The sequence below is a fragment of the Mucilaginibacter angelicae genome (genome assembly GCF_042434235.1).
Classification (GTDB): Bacteria; Bacteroidota; Bacteroidia; order Sphingobacteriales; family Sphingobacteriaceae; genus Mucilaginibacter; species Mucilaginibacter angelicae.
Window position 1 is genome coordinate 258,498 of the sequence record NZ_JBHLTS010000004.1, and the last position, 12,619, is coordinate 271,116.

The 12,619-nt window shown below is 44.7% G+C and carries 7 protein-coding genes; all 7 read right to left on the reverse strand.

Annotated elements, in window-relative coordinates:
- Positions 1-18: 18 nt before the first annotated feature.
- Complete coding sequence (locus ACFFGT_RS01425) at positions 19-2,319, reverse strand: S9 family peptidase (protein WP_377020706.1); 2,301 nt, start codon at positions 2,317-2,319, stop codon at positions 19-21.
- A gap of 418 nt (positions 2,320-2,737) precedes the next feature.
- Positions 2,738-4,138, reverse strand: a complete 1,401-nt coding sequence (locus ACFFGT_RS01430) for an aminopeptidase P family protein (protein ID WP_377020707.1) — start codon at positions 4,136-4,138, stop codon at positions 2,738-2,740.
- 90 nt (positions 4,139-4,228) lie between these two features.
- Positions 4,229-5,710, reverse strand: coding sequence for an aldehyde dehydrogenase (NADP(+)) (locus tag ACFFGT_RS01435; protein ID WP_377020708.1), 1,482 nt, complete (start codon positions 5,708-5,710; stop codon positions 4,229-4,231).
- Positions 5,711-5,905: 195 nt separating this feature from the next.
- Positions 5,906-8,128, reverse strand: a complete 2,223-nt coding sequence (locus ACFFGT_RS01440; protein WP_377020709.1) for a putative Ig domain-containing protein — start codon at positions 8,126-8,128, stop codon at positions 5,906-5,908.
- A gap of 10 nt (positions 8,129-8,138) precedes the next feature.
- Positions 8,139-9,572 (reverse strand): APC family permease, encoded by a 1,434-nt coding sequence (locus tag ACFFGT_RS01445; protein ID WP_377020710.1) that lies wholly within the window; start codon positions 9,570-9,572, stop codon positions 8,139-8,141.
- A gap of 103 nt (positions 9,573-9,675) precedes the next feature.
- Positions 9,676-11,475 carry a DUF885 family protein gene (locus ACFFGT_RS01450; protein WP_377020711.1) on the reverse strand — a complete coding sequence of 600 codons (1,800 nt, stop codon included), beginning with the start codon at positions 11,473-11,475 and terminating at the stop codon, positions 9,676-9,678.
- A 38-nt stretch (positions 11,476-11,513) separates the two neighbouring features.
- Positions 11,514-12,416, reverse strand: coding sequence for an AraC family transcriptional regulator (locus tag ACFFGT_RS01455; RefSeq protein WP_377020712.1), 903 nt, complete (start codon positions 12,414-12,416; stop codon positions 11,514-11,516).
- Positions 12,417-12,619: the final 203 nt, after the last annotated feature.

The window sequence follows — 12,619 nt, forward strand, 5'->3', positions numbered from 1 at the left end:
CCCTATCTATCCAATGTTCTAATTACGTGCCAGTTCATCTGTATTTCTTGCAGGCGGTTCGGCGTTAAGCAGGTGCTTTACAAAAAAGTCGCGTTTCTTTTTACGGCCGTACGGGCCGCCATCGCTATGGCCCATGCCCGGCACAACCAGCAGATCGAACATTTTATTGCTTTTGATCAGCGCATCTGCAAAACGGAAAGTTGATTCGGGCGGCACGTTGTTATCGGCCTCGCCTACGATCAGCATCAGGTCGCCCTGCAATTTACCGGCATTGGTAATGTTTGATTGCTGCTCATAGTGCGGCCCAACGGGGTAGCCCATCCATTGCTCATTCCACCATTGTTTATCAATGCGGTTATCATGACAACCACAGGCAGATACCGCCGCTTTATAAAATTCAGGGTGGAACAATAATGCACCTGCCGAGTTTTGCCCGCCTGCCGAAGTGCCGTAAACACCTATCCTGCTGATATCAACCTGCGGATACTTTGCAGCAAGTGCCTGCATCCATAAAATACGGTCGGCAAAACCGGCATCGGCAAGATTGTGCCAGCATACGTCATGAAATGCTTTTGAGCGGTTGGCCGTACCCATACCATCCATTTGCACCACAATAAAACCCAGCTGGGCTATGCTTTGCATCTCATTAACAACTGAAAAGCTTTTGGGTACAAATGAATCCTGCGGACCAGCATAAATGTTTTCAATTACGGGATAGCTTTTGTTAGGATCCATATTGGCCGGGCGGTAAACCACACCCCAGATATCCGTTTTGCCGTCCCTCGCTTTGGCGACAAATACTTCAGGAAGTTTTACTCCGGTAGCTAAAAGACCAGTCAAATCAGTGTGCTCCAATTCCATTACCGTTTTCAGGTCGGCAGTGTTTTTGATCACTATTTTGGGAGCAATGTTAACTTCAGAATAGGCATCGATATAGTATTCCCTATCGGGCGAGAAGGTTACGCTGTGGTTGCCTTTTTCGGGAGTAAGGTCGGTAAGGTTTTTACCATCGAAACCGATTCGGTAGTAGTGCATAAAGTAAGGGTCTTCACCTTCATTTTTACCGCTTCCTTTAAACCAGATCTGCCTTTTCTTAACATCAACACTGTCAACATCGCGCACTACCCAATCACCCTTGGTTACCAGCTTTTCTTTACCGGTTAGCTCATCAACCAGGTAAATATGACGCCATCCGTCTTTTTCCGTTACCCAGACTATCTCGTGTGTTTTAGCACTGTAATAAGTGTAGATCCTTTGCTCATAAATAAAAGTATTTGTTTTTTCATCAATGATATTACGGGTTTTACCGTTGGTAACATCTACCTCAATAACCCTGAAACGCTGGTGCCCGCGATCGGCCTTTTCATAAGTAAAATAGCGACTGTTGCCATCGTGCCAATGTAATTGCGGTGCACCGAAAAAATCGATCTTTTCGGCATCGGTTTTTATGGCGCTTTTATCGGCGATATTGAATATATACTGCTGATACGAGGTAAATTCATCACCCGGTTGGTCATATTCATGCGATTTCAGCACCGCACGCGTAGTACCCGGTACCGAGCTCAGCAAGTAATAAACCTCCTTTGTTTTTTTAGGATCGATGCGATAACCCACCAGATGCTTACTATCCGGCGACCAGGTAAGCTCGCCATAGGGTTTATCTAAATTACCATCAGTTGTTAGTTTAATCTCTGTTGAACTTTTCGAGGATTTAACAACAATGTTTCCACCCTTAACAAAGGCAGTCCATTGCTTATCGGGCGATACCGAATCGGCCGTTGCGCCTTCCCAACGATAATGGCGTACCTGCAAAGGTTTATCTGCATCATAACTTTGATGTACGGTATCAGTTGTTTTACTGCATTGGAGTGAAGCTAAATCACATTTAAGCCAGGTATTGCTTGTTTTAAAAGTAGCCTGCTTTTTATCGGCACTAAAAAACATATCTTCAATCCGGAAGCCGCCATCTTTTATGGGTTTACCTGTTGCTTTGCTTACCTCAGCGGCCAGTTGTCCACTTTCAAACAGCGTCTTCTTAGTCCCTTTTTCGGGTTCAACAACTATGTAAGCTGTTTGATTATTGGCAATCCTTTTACTGTACCAGAATTGATTGCTGCCGGTATGCCAGTTAGGACGCACGTTGGTAACATACGGTACCTTTTTTAATGCTGAATCAAGCGCATCGGCTGCTTTATAGTTTTGCAGCACTTCCGCATGGGTGGGATAATAACGTGTAGCTTGTGTTTGTTGTGCATCGGCTGATTTGCCCGCGGCTGCTAAAAAAACAGTTAACAGTAAATATTGGTGGTACCTTGCCATAAGTTATAGTGTTGCGTAAAAGTACCCAACATAGGTCAATTGATGTTTCCATAAATTAACACATCATAGCAGGCATTTAGCAAAATCGGCCCGCATCTTTGCAGATGTGCGCCGATTTGTTTTTTATTAAAGCACCAGGCAATCACCGTAAAACAGGGAGCACCTGTGAGCCTATCTTGTACCCAAATCTTTTTATTAAAAGAAAATGTCATTTCGATAGAGCAGGGGTGGCTATAGCGCCTAAGGGCGAAAGAGAAATCTTATACGCCCTGCATAACCGTCGAACATGGCTTAGAGCTTGATGTATAGGATTTCTCCTCACCGCGCCCGCACATTCCCCAACTGGTTCGTTCGAAATGACATCTTCTTTTATTCGTCATAATATTTAAAAGATATGGGTAGACTATGAGTTATTAATCTATCCTCTTAACGCCTCAATTTCATGGCGGGTTTTAGGCAGGTATTTACCCAATAGCTGGCTGCCGGTATCGGTTATTAAAAAGTTATCCTCAATACGGATGCCGCCGAAATCACGATAGGTGTTCAGCACATCATAATTAATAAACTCAGTGAATTTCTTTTCGGCCTGCCAGCGGTCAATCAGCTCGGGGATAATATAGATTCCCGGCTCAACAGTAAGCACATAACCGGCTTCCAGTTCGCGGCCCAGTCTTAATGATTTTAAGCCGAAAACAGTTTCCTTTTTCAGCGTATCGGTATAGCCAACGTATTGCTCGCCCAGGTCTTCCATATCATGGGTATCCATGCCCAGCATGTGGCCTAAGCCGCATTGAAAAAACATAGCGTGGGCTCCGGCGGCAACGGCTTCTGCAGGGTCACCTTTCATCAGGTTTACCTGCTTAAGGCCCTCGGCCAGTTTTTGACAGGCTTGGATATGCACATCCTTATAGCGGACGCCCGGCTTAAGCATGCTGATGGCATGATCCATGGAATTAAGCACTACATCATATAACTCCCTTTGGCGGGTGCTGAACTGCTTGCCTACCGGGAAAGTACGGGTCAGATCGCCGCCATAGTGCATCGCATTTTCGGCTCCGATATCGCTTAGTACCATATCGCCATCTTCCAAAACATTACCGTAATAATGTGTATGCAGGGTTTGGCCATGTTTAGTGATGATAGCAGGATACCCCAAGCGTGAATCATTAGCAATTGCCACTTCATGTGCTTTGGCAACTAACTCGTATTCCCTGATACCGGGGCGGGCATATTTCATAACTGCCAGCTCCATATCAACGCTGATGGATACAGCCTTTTCTATTTCAGCAACCTCCAGCGGAGTTTTGATGACCCTTTGGGCTATCACAGCTTTTACCAACTGCAAAGAAACGCGACCCGCAACATCTTCCAGACTGGTATTTAACCATTCGGCCAGCTTGATCTTATTTTCGGGGCGATAAGGTGGCAGGATATGAACCGGACGACTCCCGGTAACTGCTTTATGGATGTAATGCTTAACTTCGGCATAAGGCCTGGTTTGTGTAACACCAACCAGCGCTGCCATTTCACCAACCGATGGCAGTGTACCTGTCCAGATGATATCATCAATAGTAAGATCATTCCCGAAGATCACCTCCTCGCCTGTATCCGTATCAATAATAGCTGCCAAACCAGCTACATCAAGTCCGAAGTAATATAGAAAGCTGCTATCCTGCCTAAAAAGGTAGGTATTATCTTTATAATTCATGCTGCTCTCCTCGTTTCCTAACAAAACGATGATGCCATTACTGCCCATACTTTGCTTTAAAACATTGCGGCGCTGTACGTAAACCTGCTGATCAAAAAGTTGAAGTTTCATAACACAAAATTAAACATGCCGACAACTTAAGGCTGCCGGCATGTGCAAGTATAATTGAAATTTGATTATCTGCTGACGTTTAACGCCGTACTATTTTTTCCATTCGCCGTCAAACAAGCGCCAGATCTTTGTTGGGTTGGCCTGTTGTAAAGCCAGCGGCAACAATGCATCAGGGCAGTTTTGAAAACAGACCGGGCGTACCCATCTTTTAGCCGCGTTGATACCTACAGCGGTGAAACGGCTATCGGTAGTTGCCGGGAACGGGCCACCATGCACCATGCTTGCACAAACCTCAACACCTGTTGGGACGCCATTAAACAACACCCTGCCAGCTATTGATGGCAGCAATTGAAGCAGGTTTGAATGACCTGCGAAATCATCATCGGTACCCATTACGGTAGTAGTCAACTGGCCCGATACCGATTTCAACACTTTGATCAGTTCCTGTTCATCTTCACAGCTTACCATTAATGAGTATGGCCCAAATACTTCTTCATGCAACAAATGGTTTTCAAGGAAAGTTTCAGCACTTACCAGTGCGATGGTTGCCTGCGCTTCAATATCAACAGCTTCGGTAACTGATTTCACAGCGCTTGTTACGCCGTCCTGCTCCAAAGCAATATGGCTCTTTTTTTCATAAGCCGAATGGATGCCGGCGTGCAGCATTTTTGCCGGTTTAACACCCGCAATACCATTACCCAGCTGGGTGAAAAAGTTATCCAGGCCTTCACCTTTAATAGCCAGCATTAAGCCGGGATTGGTACAAAATTGACCAACGCCTAAAGTAATGGAGCCTGTATATTGTGCAGCCAGATCGGCGGCATTTTTGTTTAAGGTATCCGGTAAAAATATAACCGGGTTGATGCTGCCCATTTCCGAAAATACGGGGATAGGCTTTTTGCGTTTCGAGGAATAATCTAATAGGGCTAAACCGCCAACAGTTGAACCTGTGAAGCCGACAGCAGCTGTATCATCTGCTTGTACCAAGGCTTTGCCACTTTCAAACGAAGTACCGTGTACATGCTGAAAAACATGCTCGGGCATATTGCAGCTAACTATCGCTTTTTTGATAGCCTGGTAAACCATTTCAGAGGTTTCCGCATGAGCAGGGTGAGCCTTCACTACAACAGAACAGCCTGCACCTAAAGCGCTGGCGGTATCACCACCTGCGGTTGAATATGCGAAGGGGAAATTACTTGCACCAAAAACAACTACCGGTCCCAGGGGAACAAGCATTTTGCGGAGATCCGGGCGCGGCAATGGTGTTCTATTTGGCAGCTCGGTATCAATGCTGGCTTCAACCCAGCTTCCTTCGCGCAGCATCCCAGTAAACATGCGCAGCTGGCCTGTTGTACGACCACGTTCGCCTGTTAAGCGGGGTAAAGGAAGGTTAGTTTCTTCGGATGCTTTTTGCAGCAGGGCATCCCCTACAGCTTCTATCTCATCGGCAATGGCTTCTAAAAACAGGGCCTTTTCTTCGGCGCTTGTTTTTTGATAAGCCTCAAACGCGGTTTGCGATTGCTGCATAATGATATTAATTTCTTCAACACTTGCTTCTTTAAAGTTAGCCATGGCAGATATTTTAATAAAAAATGAACGGCTTACGCCATTAATATGCGAGAGCAAATATATTTAACCTTTTAGGATGTGCGCTGAAGATTCCTAACCAGTTATAGCAGGATTTTATCTTATTTATTTACCAAAATCAGAAAATGGATTAAAAAACGGTTAATCACAATAACCATCAATAATCAAGCAATCAAGGGCTTAAATCACCTTATAAAGCCTTACCCCATGCGGCGGGATATTGCAGGAAACAGCAGCAACATTTTTGGCGAGATCTTTTTGCTGCCAGATATCACGCAGCACTTTAGCCTTGCCCATTTTGATGCTTTTGAAGTCCAGATCATACTTTGAATATTTTTCGCCGAGATTAAAGATACCTACAGCTTTACTGCCATCGGCCAGTTGTTTAACCCAAACCTGGATCTGTTTATCATTGATCACCCGAACTGCCTGTTTCCCTGCCACATCCTGATCTATAGCAATTACTTCCCTATTTTTAAGCAAATTGAGCGTAAACTCGTCAAGCTTATCCATATCGCAGCCAATCAATAAAGGGGCTGATAAAAGGCTCCACAAACTCATGTGGGTGTATTGTTCATAAGGCGTTAAGTTGGTTTGATGCAGGTTTTCGCCCCAGCCTACCCTGCCCAAAATGAGCATATCGGGGTCGTTCCAACCTCCCGGACCGGCATAGGCTGCATTGTTGGTTTGGCTAAATCCGATGCCGTAAAGGCTTTCCCAGGTATCGGTAATATCTTCGGTAGTGCGCCACAGGTTTCCGTTCATTTGCACACCCCATCTCCAAACGTCTTTTATGCCATACTGGCAAATGCTGTAAACGATATCACGCTGTTGCTTCGCCAGTTCATCGCGCATTACCATGTACGGCTTTTGCTGCGCGAACAGGGTGGTATCACCAGCCGTTTGATCCGAATAGCTACATAGGTCGTACTTTAAATAATCAACACCCCAATTAAAATAAGTGCAGGCATCCTTCCCCTCATGCCCTAATGAACCAAGATATCCGCCACAGGTTTTAGCGCCCGGCGACGAATAAATACCAAACTTTAAGCCTTGTTGGTGCAAGTGAGCCCCTAAAGCTTTCATATCCGGAAACTTTTCGTTGGGGGCTATTTCTCCGTTTGGTTGTCTTGCGGGCGCCTGCCAGCCATCGTCAACGTTGATGTAATTCCAGCCGTATTCGGTGAGCCCTTTATCTACCATAGCCCTGGCCGAAAGCCTTACCTTTTCATCACTTACATTTAATCCCCAGCAGTTCCAGCTATTCCATCCCATGGGTGGGGTAAGTGCCAACAGTTTGCCCGATTTAATGGTCAATATTTTTTCATCTTTACCTAAAGCATTGCTTACTGAAACTGATACCGGGTAATCTCCGGCCAAGGGTGCTGTACCGGTTATGATGCCTGTTTTAGGATCGAAGTTTAAACCTTGCGGCAGGTTTTTGACCACATATTTCAACGGCTTTTGGCCGCTTGCCGGGATCTTGAAAAGTACTGGTGAGCCCGGATGCACACCTAAAACCGCAGCACTATTGATCATCGGTTTAAGCGATGCTTTGGGAGTGAGCAGGTACGGGGCTATCTCGGCAAAAGCTTTAGTCTTACCGGATGCGCTTTCAGTAAATTCATAAAACAGCTTGATGCCCTCACGATGCTGAAAGGCAAGCGTATAAGTTTCCTTGCCCAAGGATGGCAGGTTTGCGTTTACAGTTTTCTCGGCAATTGTTTTTTGAGTAACCTCGTCAACTATCCGGTAATGAAATTTGCCTGTGATATTAGTTTTAAAACTATTACCTACAGTCAATTTGCGTACGGACTGTGCATTGGGTAAAAAGTTGATTTCGGTTTGGGTGAAAACGATGCCGTCAAATTTTTCGAGCATATCGATATAGGGTACACCCATAAAAATACCACCTGAGCCGCCGCCGTCATAAACTTTAATAGCGATGATATTTTCCTGATCCCATTTAATAGCCGGATCATTTGCTGCTATGCAATAATTACGCACAGCGGGCCATTTGCTTACGTAACCACCCTTATCTTCAGGGAACGCGCCTGTTTTACCGATCAGCTTGCCGTTAAAATAAGTCTCGTCAACATCATTAACATGGGCAAGGAACACCCGCAGGCTATCGCCCCAAACTGATTGTTTTTTTAATGACGATGGAATAACCACATGGATGCGGTACCAGGCAAAGCCATGATAATCCGGGTAGCCCTGCTCCTGCCAAACATCACCAACTTTGATATTTTTCCAATGGCTATCGTCGAAACCGGTTTCTTTCCAGGCAGCATCGTTACCTGTTGAAAACTTAGCTGTGCTTAGCTTAATAAAGTTTCCGTTTTGAGCATGAGCTGCTATGCCCATAGTCATAAGCCATAGCAACGATAAGATCTTTTTCATGAATGATGGTCTATAAACTTTCAACCGGGAGCTCAGCAGTTTTGCGTTGTTTGCTGCCGCCTATCAGGTAATAAATCGGAATCCCAGTTAATGTGATGATCAGGCCCGGATAGGTATATGCCGGTTTATATTTGATGAGCAACAGGCAAAAAGCTATCCCCATAATGATATAAATAACAGGCAGTACCGGGTAACCGAAAGCCTTGTAAGGTCGCTCGGCATTGGGCATTTTTTTGCGGAGGATAAAAATACCGATAATGGTAAGCACATAAAAAACTACGACTACGAACGAGATCATATCCAGCAGATCACCATATTTACCGCTCAGGCTCCATAGGCAGGCGAAAACACACTGTAACCACAGACCAAAACCCGGGACCGAATTTTTATTCAGTGTGCCTACTTTTTTAAAGAAAAGCCTGTCTTTAGCCATAGAATAATAAACCCTTGCGCCCGACATGATCAGCCCGTTATTACAGCCAAAGGTGGAGACCATGATCAGCAATGCAATGATCACCGTACCCGAACTGCCAAAGATGTGCTGTGAAGCTACAACGCCTACCCTGTCCTTATCGGCCGTGGCGATGTCATGCAAAGAAAGCACTCCCGTATACATCACATTGGTTAAAATATAGATCACCGTTACGATCAGCGTACCCAGGGCCAGACTTAGGCCGATATTTCTTTTCGGGTTTTTGATCTCACCTGCAATAAAAGTCACATTGTTCCATGAATCACTGCTGAATATAGAACCAACCATGGCCGATGCTATTGCGCCCAGGGCAGCAATGGTAGTGTACGAAGCGATAGAACCATTTGCACTGAGACTATGCATGCTCCAGGCGTTTTTCCAGTTCTCGTTCCATACCGAAGCTTTTAAAGAAAACAGGCCGAACACAATTAAACCCAGCAAACTCAGCAGCTTGGCCATGGTGAAAATGGTTTGCACAATTTTGCCGCTGTTAACACCGCGGGTATTGATATAAGTTAAAAATACGATCACGAGGATGGAAAGCAGTTGTGCGGGGGATATGGTCACGAAGCCCAGATCAACGGCAACAAGGCTTTCACTTAATTGCGGGATGAGGTACGCGGTAAACTTGGCGAATGCCACTCCCACTGCGGCTATGGTTGCCGTTTGGATCACGGTGAAAAAGCTCCATCCATATAAAAAACCCACCAAAGGACTATAAGCTTCCTTCAGGTAAACGTACTGACCTCCAGCCCTCGGGAACATGGCACTCAGTTCGCCGTAACTCAGGGCGGCGGTAAGGGTCATAAAACCGGTAATGAGCCAGACAAATAGCAGCCAGCCTGCGCTGCCCACATTGCGGGTAATATCGGCGCTCACAATAAAAATACCGGAGCCAATCATACTGCCTGCCACCAGCATAGTGGCATCCATTAACCGCAACGAAGGCTTAAAAGAAGTGCTGTTCTCCATAAAAATGAATGATCGATTTTTTTAAAAGCTGAAAGCAGACTGCATAAAGCTTAAAGCTATTGCCCTTGCTATCAATACTATTTTAATTATTAGACTTTATCAGTTACTTGCCGCCGAAATCGTAAAATTTCCAGCTTGTTGTAAAATCTTTGCTTAATGCCTGGTTGGTTAATGTGGCCCGCAGCATTTCAACCGGGATCAGGTTTTCTTTAATAGCAGCGTCATGGAATTGTTTAAAGGTCATTTTGCCGCTGTCAACCAGTTCTTTCCTCAATTCTGTTAACTGCAAACCACCCAGCAGATAAGCCACCTGGTAAAGCGGACTGTAGCCACCTTCAAACGAACGCCTTACTTCACCCTCGGCGTTGGCACGTTCATGACCTACACGGTCAACCAAAAAGTCGATACATTGCTGTGGTGTCCAATTGCCTAAATGATAGTTAAGCGAGAAGATGATCCTTGCACAACGGTGCATGCGCCAAAACAGCATCCCTACCCGTTCTTCAGGGGTTTTGGCAAAGCCTTTATCATACAACAGCAACTCCCAATATAAAGCCCAGCCTTCAACCGCGAACGGTGTCCCGAAATCCTGGCGATATGCTTTATAGCGGCTGTTCATGAAGTACTGCAGGTTATGACCGGGGATCAGCTCATGCTGCACAGTTCCCCTTGAAAAGTAAGGGTTGTTGCCGCGCATGCTCATCAACCTGTCGTCATACTGCATGGTATTGGTTGGATACGAAATACTGATCTCCTTGCCACCGGTAAAAAACGGGTTAACTAATTGCCTCTGCGGCGACATCATCACCATTCCCCAGGTTTCTTCGGCAAGCGGCGGTATGGTGATCAGGTCGCGCTCTTTGATAAAACTAAGGGCATCGTTATATAGTTTAACAATCAGTTCGGGCTGATGGCCTACAGGAACATAACTGTTCTTTACCTTTTCGAGTGCTTTTTTCCAATCACTACCAAAACCCATTTCCTGCGATGCCTTCAGCATTTCCTTATCGCACCAGGCAAACTCTTGATTGGCAAGCTTTATAAGCTCTTCAGGAGTATAAGGGATCATCTCGGCCTGTAACTGATTAATCAGCTCCTGCCTGCCGATCGGTACACCTTTTATACCACTGCTATCGCTTTTCTGGCTGGTGTTCAACTTACCTTTGCTGATAGCCAGTTCGCTGTACTTACCAAGCGCGTCATCAAGTGCTTTGTAAGGTTCAGGAACCCACCAGGTAAATGATGGATCGTATTTGTTATAAAAGCCAAAAAAATCTTTCAAACGGCCTTTTAAACCCAATAAAGCGGCTTTAGTTACTTTAGCCACCGGCATATCCAGCGAAGGGAGTTTATGAAAAGCGGTAGTATCTGCTTTAAGTTCTTTCAATATCTTGCTCAGGTCGCCTGCAACCTTTTCGCCATCTACAAATGTTCCGCGGCGGCGCTTTTGCTCCAGGGCGTAGATCTCATCGGCAAATGAAATGTATTTTGCAGCCTGACTGTATAGGTCATCTTCTTTCTTCAGATCTTTCAGATCAAAGTTAATGCGTTTTTTCAGCAGGATATAATCTACCTTGCCATATATGCTCAGGGCATTAAAATCGGTTTGATCCAGTTGCTTCAGGTAATCGTTGTCAACTTCAATGAGCCTCTTGCGTTGCTCGGGCGAGTTAATGACATCCTGTTTATACTGTTCTTCAGCACGGTCATTAACATTGTAAGGCGAATAAAAATCGTGTATGGCATTCATATCCTGCCCGTACCTGATAATGGTACCGGCTATTTCGCTGGTTTGCTCATACAAATTGCCGGGCGATGCGGTTTGCGCATTTGCACTCAGGGTACCAATGGAAAGGGCACAAAGGGTTACGCCCTTAATTATTTTAGGGATATTAATAAGCACGATATAAAAGGGTTTGAGGTAAGAGAATTAAAGTCGCATTAACTTGCAGCCCTGTTAAGGCTGATCAAATTATTGTTGTAAGAATCGAGATAGCCACGGGGCGAATTGCCAATTACGCATTTAAACACCCGGTTAAAATTGGTAATGCTTTTAAAACCGCATTTATACGCTACCGTATTGATGCTTTCAAATTTATGGGCGATGAGCTTTTTGCAGGCTTCGTTAATCCTGATCTCGTTCAGGAATGATATAAAAGTATGGCCTGTATGTTTTTTGAAATACCGGCAAAACGATTCAGGCGTCATATAGGCAACTTTAGCTACATCCTCAAGCGTTATAGGTTCGCTGTAGTGCTGCATAATGTAGTTATAAATATTACCTATCCTGATCCCTTCATTTTCGGTAATACCCGGCAGGTTGCCGTAAGTTGATAAAGGATCAAGTTTGCCTTTGATATTAGTAAGCCCCTTAAGCAAATGAAAAAACTGGATGAGCTGATCAGTGCCGGATGCTTTTTGCAGGGCGATCATAATCTGCGATACCTTATCAACCACATGATGCGGCAATTTAAAGCCCTGTTGGTGCTGCTGCATAAAAATCAGGCTCGGCTTTATTTCAGGTAAATTAAACAACGGCGCCAAATCCCCTTCGGGGTTAAAAAATATAGTGAGTGCTTCTATTTGTTTATTGGCATTGGGCGCAAAGTATTCGGGATTACTTTTAAACACATGCGGCAGGTTGGCACCTATCAAAAACAGATCGCCGGCAGAGTAATCATGCATGTTATTTCCGGCTATCAATGTGCCCTCGCCCTGCTGGATCCAGGTGAGCTGAATTTCTTTGTGGCGGTGCAGGTAGGGATAATGATAAGGCAAACAAACCTTTTCTGCAATCACACTTTTATCGTGCGGAACCGGGATGGTAAATTGTAAAACTTTCATCTGCTACATTGTTTAATACTTGTTGAATTTACAATTACTTAACTTAATTTACCAACAAATGAAGTTAAAAGGGTAAAATACGGGCAATATTTGATAATTTATGGTTGATACCCCTGCAAAAATTGACCGAAAAACCTGCATTTATCCAACACACAAAAATTCAATTAAATGTTATATAAACACTTAAAGGCAAAACTATAGTT

Excerpts from the sequence above, each read along its gene's own strand:
- ACFFGT_RS01425 (WP_377020706.1), bottom strand. The coding sequence starts at position 2,319 with ATGGCAAGGTACCACCAATATTTACTGTTAACTGTTTTTTTAGCAGCC.
- ACFFGT_RS01430 (WP_377020707.1), bottom strand. The coding sequence starts at position 4,138 with ATGAAACTTCAACTTTTTGATCAGCAGGTTTACGTACAGCGCCGCAAT.
- ACFFGT_RS01435 (WP_377020708.1), bottom strand. The coding sequence starts at position 5,710 with ATGGCTAACTTTAAAGAAGCAAGTGTTGAAGAAATTAATATCATTATG.
- ACFFGT_RS01440 (WP_377020709.1), bottom strand. The coding sequence starts at position 8,128 with ATGAAAAAGATCTTATCGTTGCTATGGCTTATGACTATGGGCATAGCA.
- ACFFGT_RS01445 (WP_377020710.1), bottom strand. The coding sequence starts at position 9,572 with ATGGAGAACAGCACTTCTTTTAAGCCTTCGTTGCGGTTAATGGATGCC.
- ACFFGT_RS01455 (WP_377020712.1), bottom strand. The coding sequence starts at position 12,416 with ATGAAAGTTTTACAATTTACCATCCCGGTTCCGCACGATAAAAGTGTG.